Here is a 14,768-nt window from a genome sequence, read left to right on the forward strand (position 1 = left end):
TAACTGGCCGGGTGACAACAGCTCAACCACGCGAAAATCGCTCGCTCTGGCTCGGGAATTAAGTAAACATAGGCGTATGACATCAGCTACTGCCCGGCGTCCGACGCTCGCCGAACCGGCAGGGGACGAGGAAGAACAGGTGCCGTTCCGCCGCATCGCGGGCCTGTTCCGGCCGCACTGGCGGGCGCTGGCCGGGCTGTGCGTGCTGCTGGTCGTGCAGGCCGGGCTGGGCGTCGCCTCGCCGTTCCTGCTGCGGGAGATGCTGGACACCGCGCTGCCGCACCGCGACGCCCTGCTGGTGAGCCTGCTGGCGATGGGGATGATCGCCGCCGCGCTCGGGTCCGGGGCGCTGAGCGTGCGGACCACCGGGCTGTCCAACACCATCGGCCAGCGGGTGATGAACGAGCTGCGGGTGTCCGTGTACAGCCATCTGCAGCGGATGTCGCTGGGCTTCTACACCCGGACCAAGACCGGCGAGGTGCTGTCGCGGGTCTTCAACGACATCGGCGGCGTGGACAACGTCGTGACCGGGACCGCCGCGTCGATCGTGCAGAACGGCACCACCGCGCTGGCGATCGCGGTGGCGATTCTGATCATGGACTGGCAGCTGGCGCTGCTGTCACTGGTCGTCGTGCCGTTGTTCCTGCTGTTCACCCTGCGGCTCGGCGGCAAGCAGCGGAAGCTCGCCCGCGGCCGGACCCGGCGGATGGCTCGGCTGACCACGATCGTCGAGGAATCGCTGTCGGTCACCGGCGTGCTGCTGGCCAAGACGATGGGCAACGCGAAGCTCATGCGCGACCGGTTCGCCGAGGAATCGCGCGAGGTCGCGGCGCTGGAGCGCAGTGCCGCGCTGGCCGGACGGTGGCAGCGGGCGGCGCGGTCGATGAGCCTGACGATCGTCCCGGCGCTGGTCTACTGGGCGGCCGGGCTCGAACTCGCGGGCGGGGCGGCGCCGATCTCGCTGGGCACGGTCGTCGCGTTCACCAGCATGTTGAACCGGCTGCTCGCGCCTGCGACGGCGATGCAGACCGTGGGCCAGAACGTCGCGTCAGCGAAGGCGTTGTTCGGGCGGATCTTCGAGGTGCTCGACCTGCCGGTGGAGATCGGCGACCGGCCGGGCGCGCGTGAGCTGGCCCTGAGCGGCGGAGCGGTTTCGATGCGCGGGGTCTCGTTCCGCTACGACGACGAGGGTCCGTGGACGTTGCGCGACATCGATCTCGACGTGCCTGCCGGGACCACGACGGCGTTGGTCGGGTCGACGGGTTCGGGGAAGACCACGCTCGCCTATCTGGTCGCTCGGTTGTATGAGGTGACCGAGGGGAAGGTGTGCGTGGACGGGACAGATGTCCGGGACGTGACGCTCGCGTCGCTGGCCGCCGGGGTCGGGCTGGTGTCGCAGGAGACGTATCTGTTCCACGCGTCGGTGCGGGAGAACCTGCGGTTCGCGAAGCCGGACGCTACCGACGAGGAGCTGGAGAACGCCGCGAAGGCCGCGCACATTCACGACACGCTGGCCGCGCTGCCGGAGGGGTACGACACCGTGGTCGGGGAACGCGGGTACCGGTTTTCCGGCGGGGAGAAGCAGCGGATGGCGATCGCGCGGATCCTGTTGCGCAATCCGCCCGTGCTGATCCTGGACGAGGCGACGAGTTCGCTGGACAACCGCACGGAGCGGGCGGTGCAGGCGGAGCTGGACCGGCTCGCCGCCGGGCGCACGACGATCGCGATCGCGCATCGGCTGTCCACTGTGGAGCATGCGGATCAGATCGCGGTGCTGGACGCGGGGCGGATCGTCGAGCGGGGGACGCACGCGGAGTTGCTGGCCGCGGACGGGAGGTATGCCGCGTTGGTGCGCGGGGAAACCGCCTAATCTGGGCCTATGGAGACCGAACCCGACACGCACCGAGCCGACGAGCTGGCGACGCTGGCCCGGTCGGTGCGCGAGGGCGTCGGGCGGCTGAACTGGCGGATGCGCTCCGAGGCGGGTTCGCCCGCTCCGGGACCGGCCGTGCTGGCGGTGCTTTCGCGGCTGTACCGGGGCGGCACGCACACGCCGGGCGAGCTGGCCGAGGCCGAGCGGATCCATCCGCAGTCGCTGACGCGGATCCTGGCCTCGCTGGCCGAACGCGAGCTGATCACGCGCACCCCGGATCCGGCGGACGGGCGGCGGTCGCTGATCGACCTCACCCCGGCCGGGCTGCGGGAGCTGCGCGACTACTCGATCGCGCGCGAGACGTGGCTGGCCGCGGCCCTCGAACGGACGCTGAGCCCCACCGAACAGGAGCTGCTCCGGCTCGCGGCCGGGCTGCTGGCGCGGATCGCGGATTCCTGAGGCCTGGGAGTTCCGGGGCGGCCGCTCCCCACGGCCGTCCCCGGAACTGTGGCGGAAGAGCTCACCTCCCCAGGAGGCCTTCCGCCGCAGGCACGCGGAGCGGTTCCCCCTCGACCACCCGGCGTTGAGGAGAAGTCTGCCGTCCGGGGGCGGGCGCGCGGCAGCGTGAAGTCCCTCAATCCGGGCTGAGTAGTCCTACTCAAACGCGGGTGTCGGGTCCCGCGGAGTCGCTCGTGAACTCGAAAAGCGGTTCGGCGTCGGCGAGTTCCTCGGCGGAGCAGCTGACCGCGCAGGCGGCGGCTTGGAGGACCTCGGTGAGGACCTCTACTTCGGACGGCGAGACGGTCGCTAGCGCGGGGTTGCGGACGTCCATGCGTCCGGCGAGACCGGCCAGGGCGTGGGAGAGGGCGTGCTGGCCTGCGACCAGCTGGGTGACCACTTCGGAGAGTTCGCCGAGGGTGGCTGCGGATCCGTCGCCGCGGAGGAGGGCGGAGAGTTCTTCGGCGCAGGTGCGGAGGTGTCCGGCCACGACTGTCGGGGGCAGCGAAAGCTCGGGCAGGTTCTCGTGACCTCGCACCGCGCTCACCTCGCCCCCTCGGTCGGACCTGCCATCCTGCCACCGGAATCGGCTTTGTCGCTTCCGACACCCCGGATGGGTGAGCCCGGATGGCGCAATCCGGCCGGGTCTGCTTGCCCTGGCCAGTTGTACGTGAGGGGAACCCTGAGGGAATCTGATTCCCTCAGGGTTCCCCTCACGTACGTTCAGGAGACGGCGGCGAGGACGGCGTCGGTGATGGTGGTTCGCCACTGTGGAGTGACGTGACCGGAACGGGGCGAGAGGGCGAAAGAGTCCACTACTGCGCCGCCTAGGGTGGCGGCTTTTGCCCAGTGGACGTCGGCTTCGGCACGGCGCAGAGCACTGGCTACGCGGAACAGCAGGCCGATGCGGTCGGCGGCGCGTAGTTCCAGTACGACCGCGTCGGGGCCGCTTGTTTCGTCGTCGAACCATCTGACTACTGGCTTGACCACGACGGGGGACGAGGTGGCGTAGTCGCGTTCCTTCGCGGCCAAGCGTTGGGTCAAAGGCATCGTTCCGGCGACTGCGCGAGCGAACTGTTCCCGCAGCAGTGCGGGATCTGGCAGGGAGCCGAACTTCGGTGACGCGGTGAAGACGCCTGCTCGGCCGCGGCCGGAATGTTCGCGCAGGACGGCGGAGTGGACCTCCAACGAGTTCAGGGCCAGGACTCCGGCTGCGGGGGCCAGCAGTTCGCGGTCCGCGGGCACAGCCAGTAGCACGGTGACGACCTTGCCGTGTGCGGAGATCCGGATTTGGCCGACACCCGTGCGAGCGGCCTCGGCGACTAGTTCGCGTTGGTCGTCGTCCAACGGCTCGGGCGGCGTGAAACCCTTGCCGTGCACGGCTTCCTCGCAGCCGCTGACCAGTTCGGCCAGCAGGCGGTCCTTCCAGTCGGTCCAGACGCCGGGGCCGGTGGCGAGCGAGTCGGCGCGGGTCAGGGCGTGCAGGAGTTCCAGCAGGACGACGTCGCGGTCCAGGGTTTTCACCACGCGCGAGATGGTCGCGGGGTCGCCGATGTCGCGTCTCGTCGCGGTGTGCGGGAGCAGCAGGTGGTGGCGGACCATGGCAGAGACCGTCGCGACGTCTGCGGGCGGCAGGCCCAGTCGTTGCGCTACTGAGGCGGAGATTTTCGCGCCCAGTTCCGAGTGGTCGGCGTCGCGGCCCTTGCCGATGTCGTGGAGCAGCGCGCCGATCAGGAGCAGGTCTGGTCGCGACACGGTGGTGGTCAGTTTCGCTGCTTCGACGCACGCTTGGACTAGGTGCCGGTCGACTGTCCACTGGTGTACCGGCGAGCGCGGCGGCAGGTCGCGTACGGCACCCCATTCGGGGAACAGCCGGGACCATAAGCCGGTGCGGTCTAGGGCTTCGACCGCGTCGACCAGGCCCTCCCCCGCACCCAGCAACTCGACGAGCGCGTTGCGGGCGTCGTCTGGCCAGGGTTCGCGCAGTTCGGGTGCCGATTCGGCGAGGGTGCGCAAAGTGCCTGGCGAGATGGGTTTTCGGGTGCGGGCAGAGGCGGCCGCGGCGCGAAGCAGGAGGGCTGGGTCTCGGGCCGGGAGCGCGTCTCGGGCCAGTGCGACCTCGTCGCCGTGCAGCACGACGCCCTCGGCCAGCGGGCGGCGGACTGGGCGTCGGCCGAAACGTGGGCGTGGTTGTTCCACAGTGGACCGTAGGGCGACGTCGACGGCGTAGGCGATGGTCCGTCCCGCGCCGGAAAGCTTGCGGGCCAGGGTGAATCGGTCGCCGAGTTCCAGTTCGTGTGCGACGACGTCGGCATCGGCGGCACCGAGGATGTCTCGTTCGCGACGTGACTCGCGGCGGAGTTCGGTGCGGACGTCCAGCAGAAGTTGCTTGGCTGCCAACAGTTCCTCTCCGGGGCGGGCGGTGAGCTGTCCGGCGGCGAGGGCTTCCAGGACGCCGAAGTCGCGCAGTCCGCCGCGGCCGTGTTTCAGGTCTGGCTCGGCGGATTGGGCGATCTCGCCGCTGCGCCGCCACCGGGTGTGGACGGATTCGGCGAGGTCGGGCAAGCGTTTGCGGGCGGTGCGCCGCCACTGGTCGCGGGCGGCGGAAGCCAGGCGTTCGGTGAGACCCGGGTCGCCTGCCAGGTGCCGGGCATCGAGGAGGCCTAGCGCGGTGCGCAGGTCTTCGGCGGCGACTTTGAGGGCCTCGCCTGGGGTTCGGACGGAGTGGTCGAGGCCGACCCGTGCGTCCCACAGCGGGTACCACAAGGCGTCGGCGATCTTTCCGATCTCAGCGTTTCCGTTGTGCAGCAACAGTAGATCGAGATCGGAGTACGGCACCAGTTCGCGCCGTCCCAAACCCCCTACGGCGACCAGCGCGACACCTGGGTCCGCGGTGTCGACGCCGGCCGCCGTCGCTCCTTTCCCGAGCCAGAACTCGTAGAGATCGACCAGTGACGCCCGCAGTGCGGGTGCTCCGTGCCGTCCTTCGAGCAGCAGCGCAGTGGCTCGGGCGAGTTCTCCCCCGTCGGTCATCGGCTACAGCGCGTCCGTGCCGCGTTCACCGGTGCGGACGCGGATCACCGTCTCCACCGGCGTCACCCAGACCTTCCCGTCGCCGATTTTGCCGGTGTGCGCGGCGGTGGTGACCGCGTCGAGGACCTTCTCGACGACGACGTCGTCCACCACGACCTCGATCTTCAGCTTGGCCACGAAATCCACCGAGTACTCGGCCCCCCGGTAGACCTCCGTGTGGCCCTTCTGCCTGCCGTAGCCCTGGACCTCGCTCACCGTCATCCCGAGCACGCCCAGCTGCTCCAGCGAGGAGCGGACGTCGTCGAGCGTGAACGGCTTGACGATCGCGGTGATGAGCTTCATGCCTTGGTCTCCTCGAGTTTCGTGACGGGCTTGACCGGGAACGTCGCCGAGTGGCCGAGGCCGCCCATGCCGGTGAAGTCGTAGGCGCTCTCCGCGTGCTGGCCCTCGTCGATGCCGCTGACCTCGTGCTCGGTGCTGACGCGGAACCCGCCCGCCTTCTTGATCGCGAAGCCGATGATCAAGGTCATGATGAACGAGTAGCCCAATACCGCAAGCGCGGCGACCACCTGGATGCCCAGCTGCTTGAAGCCGCCGCCGTAGAACAGGCCGTCCGCGCCGGCCGAGTTCACGCTCTTGGTGGCGAAGAACCCGATCAGGATGGTGCCGACGAGACCGCCGACGAGGTGCACGCCGACGACGTCGAGGGAGTCGTCGAAGCCGAAGCGGAACTTCAGCGAGATGGCCAGCGCGCACAGCACCCCGGCGATCAGGCCGATCGCGATCGAGCCGAGCGGGCTCACGAAACCGCAGGCGGGGGTGATGGCGACCAGACCCGCGACCGCGCCGGAAGCCGCGCCGAGCGTGGTCGGCTTGCCGAACTTCAGCTGTTCCACGACCAGCCAGCCGAGCACGGCGGCCGCGGTCGCGACGGTGGTGTTGGTGAACGCGACGCCCGCGAGGTCGTTCGCGCCGAGGGCCGAACCGGCGTTGAAGCCGTACCAGCCGAACCACAGCAGCGACGCGCCGAGCAGGACGAACGGGACGTTGTGCGGACGGCCGGTGTCCTTCGGCCAGCCCTTGCGCTTGCCGAGCACCAGCGCGAGGGCGAGACCCGCGGCGCCCGCGTTGATGTGCACCGCCGTGCCGCCCGCGAAGTCGAGCGCCTTGAGCTGGTTGGCGATCCAGCCGCCCACCGCGTCCTTGCCGGTGAAACCGTCGAACGAGAACACCCAGTGCGCGACCGGGAAATACACGACAATCACCCAGATTGTCACGAAAAGCGTCCAGCCCCAGAACTTCGCGCGATCAGCGATGGCACCGGAAATCAGTGCCGGGGTGATGATCGCGAACATCAATTGGAACATGCAGAACGCGAGCAAGGGCAATGCGTCGGGACCCGGCCACGGAACCGCGGGCGGGCCAACGCTTGCCAGGCCGACGAGCTTGCCGAACGCGTCCGACAGGCCGGCGTAGTCGAAGTTCCCGACCAGGCCGCCGAAAGCGTCGTTGCCGAAGGACAGCGAGAACCCGAAGAGCACCCACAGGACTCCGACTATCGCGAGTGCGATGAAGTTCATCATCAACATGTTCAAAACGCTCTTCGCGCGGACCATGCCGCCGTAAAAGAACGCGAGGCCCGGGGTCATGAGCATGACCAGCGCGGCGCTGATCAGCACCCAGGCGGTGTCTCCGGCGTTCAGCACAATCGTCCTCCCGTGCCGTGGGCAACTGCAGAGGAAGTGTTGGCCCCGGGTGTTTCGCCGGCCTTCGATTCACGTTTCCCCCTCGTGAACTCCGGCGTGGTGGTTGTTACGGGGACGTTTCCGGGGAGCGGGGGCGAAGTGTCCGGTTAGGCAACGTCATGGTCGAATTACGCTATGTCATTACCTAACCGGGTGATCGAAGCGCTGCGCTGTTCGGTGTGCGCGGAGCCGGTCTCGCTGACCGGCCGGACGCTGCGCTGCGAGCGGCGGCATTCGTTCGATTTGGCCCGGCAGGGGTACGTCAACCTCCTGCACGCGCGCATCCCGGCGGGGACAGCCGACACCGCGCCGATGGTGGACGCGCGGGCGGCGTTCTTGTCTTCCGGGGCTTACGCATCGCTGGCCGACGCGGTCGCTGCCGCTGGTGCTGCTCCTGGATTGATCATCGACGCCGGAGCCGGGCCCGGCTATTACCTCTCGCGAGTGCTGGACGCCGCGCCGGACGCGGTCGGGCTCGCGCTGGACGTGTCGGCGATCGCGTTGCGGCGGGCCGCGCGGGCGCATGCGCGGCTCGGCGCGGCGGTGTGGAATCTGTGGGAGCCGTGGCCGGTGGGCGACGGGGTGGCGTCGGTGGTGCTGGACGTGTTCTCGCCGCGGAATGCCGCCGAGTTCCACCGGGTGCTCGCGCCGGGCGGGAAGCTCGTGGTGGCGTCGCCGTTGCCGGGACATCTCGCGGAGCTGGGCGATCTGGTGCTCGCGGTGGACGCCCGGAAGGAAGAACGGCTCGAAGCGGCGCTGGGCGGGTTGTTCGTGCGGGAGTCCGGGGTCGAGGTGGTGCGGACTCAGCCGTTCAGCGCGGAGCAGGTGCGGGATGTCGTGGCGATGGGGCCCGCGGGGTTCCATCTGGACCGGGACGGGCGGCGCGAGCGGCTCGACGCTGCGTCAGGGCGAGACGTGACGCTGGCAGTCTCGGTAAGCGTGTGGCGGCGTGCCGAAGGGCCGGACCACTCCTCGGGAGGCTTGGTCAGCGGCGGAGGTGCTGGGTAGCGTGGCGGTCGATGAGCGAACGTACCTGGGGCTTCCGCACCCGCGCCCTGCACGCCGGCGGCACTCCCGACCCCACCACCGGGGCCCGCGCGGTGCCGATCTACCAGACGACCAGCTTCGTGTTCGAGGACGCGGCCGACGCCGCCAATCTGTTCGCGCTGCAGAAGTACGGGAACGTCTACAGCCGGATCGGCAACCCGACCGTCGCGGCGTTCGAGGAGCGCATCGCGAGTCTCGAAGGGGCCATCGGCGGGGTCGCGACGGCCAGCGGGCAGGCGGCGGAGTTCCTCACCTTCTCGGCGCTCGCGGAGTCCGGTGACCACATCGTGTCGGCCGCCGGGCTGTACGGCGGGACGGTCACGCAGCTCACCGGGACGCTCGCGCGGTTCGGCGTCGAGACGACGTTCGTGCACGGCGACACCGAGGAGTACGCCAAAGCGGTCACCGACCGCACGAAACTGATCTACACCGAGGTGATCGGCAATCCGAGCGGCGCGATCGCGGACCTCGCCGGGCTGGCCGATCTCGCGCATGCGCACGACATCCCGCTCGTGGTCGACGCGACGCTCGCCACGCCGTACCTCTGCCGCCCGATCGAGCACGGCGCGGACATCGTCCTGCACTCGGCCACGAAGTTCCTCGGCGGGCACGGCACGACGCTCGGCGGAGTCGTCGTCGAGGCCGGGACTTTCAACTGGGGCAACGGAAACTTCCCCCGGATGACCGAGACCGTCGACAGTTACGGCGGGCTCAAGTACTGGGAGAACTTCGGCGAGTACGCGTTTTGCACGCGGCTGCGCGCGGAGCAGTTGCGCGACATCGGCGCGGTGTTGTCGCCGCATTCGGCGTTTTTGCTGCTGCAGGGCGTGGAAACGTTGCCGCAGCGGATGGACGCGCACGTCGTCAACGCGCGGGCGATCGCCGAGTACCTGAACGCGGACCCGCGAGTCGCGTGGGTGTCCTACGCGGGATTGCCGGATCATCCGGATCACGAGCGGGCCGCGCGGTACTTGCCTGCCGGGCCGGGGGCGGTGTTTTCGTTCGGCGTGAAGGGCGGACGCGCGGCGGGCGAGAAGTTCGTGGAGTCGGTGGAACTGTTGTCGCATCTGGCGAACGTCGGCGACGCGCGGACGTTGGTGATCCATCCCGCCTCGACGACGCACGCGCAACTGTCCGAGGACCAGCTCGCCGCGGCTGGCGTCGGCGCGGACTTGATCCGGCTGTCGGTCGGGCTGGAGGACGTCGAGGATCTGCTGTGGGACCTCGACCAGGCCCTCGACAAGGCGGTGACCGCATGAGCTACGACGTCGGAGCGGTCGAACGGCGGCGGCTTCTCGGGCGCACGAAATCGGTGACGGTCGTGGGCGCGTCGGCGAATCCCGCGCGGCCGAGCTACTTCGTGGCGACGTATCTGCTGTCTTCGACGCGGTACGAGGTCAACTTCGTGAACCCGCGGCTCGACACGTTGCTGGGGCGGCCGGTGTATCCGTCGCTGGCGGACGTGCCGGGCGAGCTGGATCTGGTGAGCGTGTTCCGCAAGCACGATGACCTCCCCGGGGTGGCCGAGGAGGTCATCGACGCCGGAGCGCGGACGTTGTGGCTTCAGCTCGGGTTGTGGCACGAACCAGCTGCGGATCGGGCGCGCGAGGCTGGGCTGGACGTGGTGATGAACCGTTGCGTGAAGATCGAGCACGCGCGGTTCGCCGGCGGGTTGCATCTGGCTGGGTTCAACACCGGGGTGATCAGTTCCCGGCGGCAAACGGCACCGTAAACCGGGTGCTGACCTGGGTACGGTTGGCGAGTGAACGTGAACCGCCCCGAGGTCGAGATGACCCGTCTGGACGACCTCGAGGTCGTATTCGCCGGTGAGTCGGTCTCGGTGCGCTTCGGCGAACGGCATGCGGCGACCCACCATCTCGACCGGCGGCTGTTCTTCAGCGTGCGCGTCCAGGCGCCTGGGCTCGACGCCCGACTGGAGGGCGTCACCAACTTCGTGACGGGCCGCGGCCTCGCCCGCTTCCTCGACGGTCTCGACTTCCGCGGCTGGGACGGCGAGCGACGCTGGGTCAACGCCGACCGGGACCTGCTCGTCTCCGCGACCTACCACTCCGGTGGCCGCGTCGAACTTGCGTGGACGATCCGGCCCTGGCGGCACTCCGTCTACGGCCAGTGGCAAGCCACTGTCACGACTTCGATGGAGGCTGGCGCGGAGAAGGACGACCTGGCCGCCCAGATGCACGCTTTCCTTACCGCCGAAGGGTTTCCGGTCGAATACAGCGAAGCCGAGTTCAGCTGACCGTCGCGACCAGAAACTCCTCCCCCGCCGTCTCCAGCCCGTCCGACCGACCCGACAGATACCGCTTGTTCAGCGCAACCGCACTGACGTGCTGGACGTCCTGAAAACCGCATTCCCGCGCGAAATCCAGCATCTCGTCCGGCGCGAAGAAGCTCACGAAGGGCGTCCCGGCCGCCTTCGCGCCCTGCATCGCCGCTGCCCGGGCCGCGCGGTCGGGCCCGTCCAGGTACTCCTCCGGCATCTGGAACGTCATCGCCACCGCGGTGCCCGGCGCGAACCCGGCGAGCGCGCGCAACGTCGCGGCGTTGGCCTCGCGACTCAGGTACATGCTGACGCCCGTGGACGCCACCACGGCAGGCTTCGCAAGGTCGAAACCGTTGGCGGCCAAGCGGTCCGGCCATTGCTCGCCGGATTCGAAGTCGACCGGCACGAACCGGTACGGCGCGGGCAGGCCCAGCGCGGCCAGCCGTTGCCGCTTCCACTCCTGTGTGCCCGGCTGGTCGATCTCGAACACCCGCACGCCCAGCTCCGGCTCCCGCTGCGCGAACGTGTCCAGCCCGGCGCCGAGCAGGACGTACTGCGAGACCCCGCGTTCGCGCACCAGATCCTCGACGAATCGGCTGCGCAGCGCGATCCCCGCGCGGAACCGCTGGGTGAAGTCCAGGTCCATGTCCGGCCGGGACCGCCAGTCCGGGCCGGGGTCCGCCAGCCGGAGACCGATCTCGTCGACGAGCGCGTGCGGCGGCGGATCGGCAAGCACGTGCAGCGCGCGCCACAACGCGACGCGCACCGCGGTGTGGTCCGGCTCGCTCACTTGGGGGCTCGCAGGATCCAGGCTCGGCCGTCCGGGTCCCGCACGGTCATCTCGCGCGTGCCGTAGTGGGTGTCCTCGAAGGGGGTGACGACGTCGAGCCCCGCGTCGACCGACTCGTCCGGCACCGCCACGACCACGCTCGTGCGCGGCTCCTGGCTTTCCGGGACCTCGGCGACGAACACCGGCACGCCGTCGCCGTTCGACAGCTGGCCCGAGTTGTGGTCGGTCTCGAAGTCGAGGCTGAACCCCACGCGCTGCAGGAACTTCGCGGTCTTGCCCCAGTTGTGCGTCTCCAGGAAAAGCATGGTGATGCCGTCGCTCATGTCAGCCGTCCTCTCGCTCGTCGGAAGGGGTGTCGAGGTAAGCCCGCAAAGCCGCCGTGACCAGCGCGGACAGCGACTGCTCGTTCTCGATCGCCCGGTACTTCACCTGCTTGATCAGCTCGACCGGCAGGTAGACGTTGAATTGTTTGACCTCTTCACCGGCCATGTCTAGGATGCTAGCAATCTAGCCAGCGGCGGACAAGTCCCGGCCGCGGCCGCCATGAGAAGGTGGAGGCATGGCGAAACCCTCCGGGCTGCAGATCAGGAACATCATCGCCGCCGTCCTGATGGCTGCCGCGTTCGTGTTCAACCTGGTGACCGGCGGCCCGTGGTGGGTCACCGCGATCGTCGGCGTCGCGGCGCTGCTGTCCTCCTTCTCCGCCTACCTGAACCGGCCGAGCGCCCGGGGCTGACCCGCCGGGGCAATCCGGCCCGGACGCTCGGGCAGGAAGCCCTCTCGTTCACCCTTCCTCCGCACGGACGTCGCCTGCGGTTCAGCCGCCGCTGCTCTACTCGGCGCGGCCCGATCGCGGCAGGCGAAGGAGTGTTGGTGGCAGGGAACGGCTTCACCGTCCACACGGACGAGTTGCACAAATTCAGCGAATACCTGGACAAGACCACCGTGCCGACGGTGAACGACTCCGCGAAGGCGGTCGACGACGCCAACGGCGGGGACATCGACGCGTTCGGCGTCGTGCTGGCACAGGTGCTCGCCATTCCCGCGCGGATCGCGCTGAAGGTCGTCTCCGACAATCTGCACGGCGTCGCGAAAGACGTGACCGACAGCGCGGACAAGACCCGCCAGGCCAGCGAGCAGTACAGCAAGGGCGACCAGGACCTCGCGAAGGCGTTCGACAAGTTCAAGCCGGAGCAGGTGAAATGAGCGCGGTCGTTCCCATCACCGACTCGAACAGCACCACCGGCGCGGGTGTCGCGGACAGCTGGCACAGCGTCGTCTCGTCGATCCAGGAGATCCAGCACCTGCACGGCGGCGACGCGGCCGCGGTAGGGGTCGAGATCGGCGTTTCGATCGTCGGCGCGGTCGCGGACACCGCGGCGTTCGTCCTCGACCCGTTCGGCAAGCTGATCGCGGCCGGGCTCGGCTGGCTGATCGAGCACATCTCGTTCCTCAAGGAGGGCCTCGACAAGCTGGCGGGCGACCCCGCGGCGATCAACAAGATGGCCGAGGAACTGCACAAGACCGCCGAGAACCTGCGCAACGCGGCGAAGGACCTGGACGCCACGTTGCAGAAGACGGTCGCCAACTGGCAGGGCGACGGAGCCGAGGCGTTCAAGAAGAACATCGCCGACCGGCGCGGCCAGATCGACAGCGCCGGAGAGGCGGTCGACGCCGCGGGCTATGTGGTCAAGACGACGATGGCTCTGGTCTCCGTGGTGCGGTCGCTGATCCGTGACCTGATCACGACGTTCCTCGGCGACGTCATCGCGACGATGCTGATCGCGCTCGCGATGGCGGCGTTCACGTTCGGCGCGTCGATCGTCGTCGGGGTGGGCAACGTGATCCGGTCGGGGATCTCGCTGGCGCTGACGATGGCGTCCAAGATCGCCCGGGTGGTCGGGCTCGGCGGCCGGACCGCGAGCAGGCTGGCCCAGCTGGCGGAGAAGGTCAAGCCTTCGCGCGGCGGCGGCGGTACGCATGGCGGGGGCAACAACCACGAGATGACCGACCTCAACCCCGGCGGTTCCGGAGGCCACGGCGGCGGGGGCGGCGGTGGGCAGGGCGGCCAGGGCGGTCACGGCGGGAACAACACTCCGCACGAGGACACGCCTGGCGGCAACAACCATCACGAAGATGCGCCGGGCGGGAACAACCATCACGACGACAACGCCGGCGGGAACAACACTCCGCATGACGACACGCCAGGCAACAACAACCCGCACGAGGACACCCCGGGTGGCAACAACCACCACGAGGATCCGCCGGGCGGGAACAATCATCACGAGGACACTCCCGGCGGCAGCAACACTCCGCACGAAGACACCCCCGGCGGGAACAACCACCACGAAGACACTCCCGGCGGGAACAACCATCACGAAGATGCGCCGGGCGGGAACAACAACCCGCACGAGGAGCGGCCGAACAACCAGCCGCACGAGGACGATCCGTTCGACACCTGGCTGGCCGCGGACCAGCACTTCAACCCGCCGCCCAACCGCCCGCACGACACCCCGGGCGGAAACAATCATCACGAGGACACCCCCGGTGGCGGGGGCAACCATGAGAACACGCCGGGCGGCAGCGGCCACGACAACACTCCCGGCGGGAACAACCACGAGGACGCCCCCGGCGGGAGTGGCAACCACGAAAACACGCCGGGCAACACCGGCCACGACAACACCCCGGGTGGCAACAACCACCACGAGGACACCCCCGGCGGCAACAACACCCCGCACGAAGACACGCCTGGCGGCAACAACCATCACGACGACCAGCCGGGCAACAACACGAACCACGAGGACAACGCGGGCAACACCGGCCACGACAACAACGCGGGCGGCAACCACCAAGAAGGCAACCAGGGCGGCAACCACCAGGAAGGCAACCAGGGCGGCGGCGAGCACGGGAACACTCAGGGCAACCAAGGCGGGACCGGGCGGCCCTCCGGACCGCAGTCGCCGTTCAAGGTGCACGACTTCAGCTGGATGAAGAAGCACGAAGGCTGGCTGGAAAACCTGTGCAACCGTCCCGAGGTCCAGAAGTACACCGGGGGCAAGAACGTCTGGAAAGACATCGTCAAGGCTCCGGACGACTACTTCAAGACGCACCCGAACCTATACCCCTTCATGAAGGGGCTGGCCGACGCGAAGAGCAGCAAGAACTTCGTAGGCTGGATGGGCAAGGACGCCGTCAACTTCGACAAGGCGATCACCGACATCCACATGCAGGCCGAGGAATCCTGGAAGGCCTCCGACGAGGAGTGGCGCAAGGAGCACCCGGACCCCGCCGCTGAAGGCAGCGGCGCGGAGTAACCCCGGCCAAAAGCCGTGAGGGCCACCCTGAGGGAATCAGTTCCAGCCGGTGGAGGTCGACCAGTCGCGCACGAACTGCTTGTCGAAGGAGCGCTGGGCACGGCCCGGCTCCCATTCGTCGGCGGGCCAGAAGCGCGAGGAATCGGAGGTCAGCACCTCGTCGCCGAGGGTGAGCACGTCACCGTCC

At 68.9% G+C, this 14,768-nt stretch carries 16 protein-coding genes and 1 pseudogene; 9 read left to right on the forward strand and 8 right to left on the reverse strand.

The genetic code is table 11. The features are described 5' to 3' along the window. Positions 1–76: 76 nt before the first annotated feature. Both ACWDNU_RS08430 and ACWDNU_RS08435 read left to right on the forward strand, forming a co-directional pair. Positions 77–1,870 (forward strand): ABC transporter ATP-binding protein, encoded by a 1,794-nt coding sequence (locus ACWDNU_RS08430; protein ID WP_449668301.1) that lies wholly within the window; start codon positions 77–79, stop codon positions 1,868–1,870. A gap of 9 nt (positions 1,871–1,879) precedes the next feature. Then, positions 1,880–2,332: a MarR family winged helix-turn-helix transcriptional regulator gene (locus ACWDNU_RS08435; RefSeq protein WP_449668302.1), complete on the forward strand. Its 453-nt coding sequence runs from the start codon at positions 1,880–1,882 to the stop codon at positions 2,330–2,332. Between the two features lie 199 nt (positions 2,333–2,531). On the opposite strand, the gene ACWDNU_RS08440 is transcribed toward ACWDNU_RS08435, so the two are convergent. From ACWDNU_RS08440 to ACWDNU_RS08455, 4 genes are all read right to left on the reverse strand, one after another. After that, a complete protein-coding gene (locus ACWDNU_RS08440) occupies positions 2,532–2,909 on the reverse strand; it encodes a hypothetical protein (protein WP_378399112.1) in 378 nt (125 codons plus the stop codon). 185 nt (positions 2,910–3,094) lie between these two features. Then, positions 3,095–5,404 (reverse strand): [protein-PII] uridylyltransferase, encoded by a 2,310-nt coding sequence (locus ACWDNU_RS08445; protein ID WP_449668303.1) that lies wholly within the window; start codon positions 5,402–5,404, stop codon positions 3,095–3,097. A gap of 3 nt (positions 5,405–5,407) precedes the next feature. Continuing rightward, the gene (locus ACWDNU_RS08450) at positions 5,408–5,746 is read right to left on the reverse strand and encodes a P-II family nitrogen regulator (RefSeq protein ID WP_043827775.1); all 339 of its coding nucleotides are present in this window, start codon (positions 5,744–5,746) and stop codon (positions 5,408–5,410) included. Further along, the gene (locus ACWDNU_RS08455) at positions 5,743–7,110 is read right to left on the reverse strand and encodes an ammonium transporter (RefSeq protein ID WP_370939466.1); all 1,368 of its coding nucleotides are present in this window, start codon (positions 7,108–7,110) and stop codon (positions 5,743–5,745) included. The genes ACWDNU_RS08450 and ACWDNU_RS08455 overlap by 4 nt, the downstream gene beginning before the upstream one ends. Before the next feature lie 174 nt (positions 7,111–7,284). On the opposite strand from ACWDNU_RS08455, the gene ACWDNU_RS08460 reads away from it, so the two are divergent. Genes ACWDNU_RS08460 through ACWDNU_RS08475 form a run of 4 tightly spaced genes read left to right on the forward strand, consistent with a single transcriptional unit; the run spans position 7,285 to position 10,453 of the window. Then, positions 7,285–8,157, forward strand: a complete 873-nt coding sequence (locus ACWDNU_RS08460) for a putative RNA methyltransferase (RefSeq protein WP_449668304.1) — start codon at positions 7,285–7,287, stop codon at positions 8,155–8,157. 11 nt (positions 8,158–8,168) lie between these two features. Beyond that, complete coding sequence (locus ACWDNU_RS08465) at positions 8,169–9,455, forward strand: O-acetylhomoserine aminocarboxypropyltransferase/cysteine synthase family protein (RefSeq protein WP_449668305.1); 1,287 nt, start codon at positions 8,169–8,171, stop codon at positions 9,453–9,455. Then, entirely contained in the window at positions 9,452–9,928 is a 477-nt protein-coding gene (locus tag ACWDNU_RS08470) for a CoA-binding protein (RefSeq protein ID WP_344285995.1), read from the forward strand. Before ACWDNU_RS08465 ends, ACWDNU_RS08470 begins: the two co-directional genes overlap by 4 nt. 30 nt (positions 9,929–9,958) lie before the next feature. After that, positions 9,959–10,453, forward strand: coding sequence for a DUF6228 family protein (locus ACWDNU_RS08475; protein ID WP_449668306.1), 495 nt, complete (start codon positions 9,959–9,961; stop codon positions 10,451–10,453). Here ACWDNU_RS08475 and ACWDNU_RS08480 read toward each other — a convergent pair. The 3 genes from ACWDNU_RS08480 to ACWDNU_RS08490 are packed head-to-tail and all read right to left on the reverse strand — an operon-like array spanning position 10,446 to position 11,756. Next, complete coding sequence (locus ACWDNU_RS08480) at positions 10,446–11,267, reverse strand: class I SAM-dependent methyltransferase (protein ID WP_449668307.1); 822 nt, start codon at positions 11,265–11,267, stop codon at positions 10,446–10,448. The genes ACWDNU_RS08475 and ACWDNU_RS08480 overlap by 8 nt on opposite strands. Then, on the reverse strand, positions 11,264–11,590 hold the full coding sequence (locus tag ACWDNU_RS08485) for a VOC family protein (RefSeq protein WP_370939473.1): 327 nt from the start codon (positions 11,588–11,590) through the stop codon (positions 11,264–11,266). The genes ACWDNU_RS08480 and ACWDNU_RS08485 overlap by 4 nt, the downstream gene beginning before the upstream one ends. Position 11,591: 1 nt before the next feature. Continuing rightward, positions 11,592–11,756, reverse strand: a complete 165-nt coding sequence (locus tag ACWDNU_RS08490; RefSeq protein ID WP_449668308.1) for a ribbon-helix-helix protein, CopG family — start codon at positions 11,754–11,756, stop codon at positions 11,592–11,594. A 70-nt stretch (positions 11,757–11,826) separates the two neighbouring features. Between ACWDNU_RS08490 and ACWDNU_RS08495 the strand changes: the two genes are divergently transcribed. The 3 genes from ACWDNU_RS08495 (at position 11,827) to ACWDNU_RS08505 (ending at position 14,581) form a co-directional block, all read left to right on the forward strand. Next, positions 11,827–12,003, forward strand: coding sequence for a hypothetical protein (locus tag ACWDNU_RS08495; protein WP_167441866.1), 177 nt, complete (start codon positions 11,827–11,829; stop codon positions 12,001–12,003). Positions 12,004–12,140: 137 nt separating this feature from the next. After that, positions 12,141–12,473 carry a type VII secretion target gene (locus ACWDNU_RS08500; RefSeq protein WP_370939475.1) on the forward strand — a complete coding sequence of 111 codons (333 nt, stop codon included), beginning with the start codon at positions 12,141–12,143 and terminating at the stop codon, positions 12,471–12,473. Continuing rightward, entirely contained in the window at positions 12,470–14,581 is a 2,112-nt protein-coding gene (locus ACWDNU_RS08505; RefSeq protein ID WP_449668309.1) for a WXG100 family type VII secretion target, read from the forward strand. Before ACWDNU_RS08500 ends, ACWDNU_RS08505 begins: the two co-directional genes overlap by 4 nt. Positions 14,582–14,620: 39 nt before the next feature. Here ACWDNU_RS08505 and ACWDNU_RS08510 read toward each other — a convergent pair. Then, positions 14,621–14,768 (reverse strand): annotated as a pseudogene (locus ACWDNU_RS08510) (phosphoribosylaminoimidazolesuccinocarboxamide synthase); the annotation flags it as partial.

It is taken from the genome of Amycolatopsis sp. NPDC003676, from assembly GCF_053587275.1.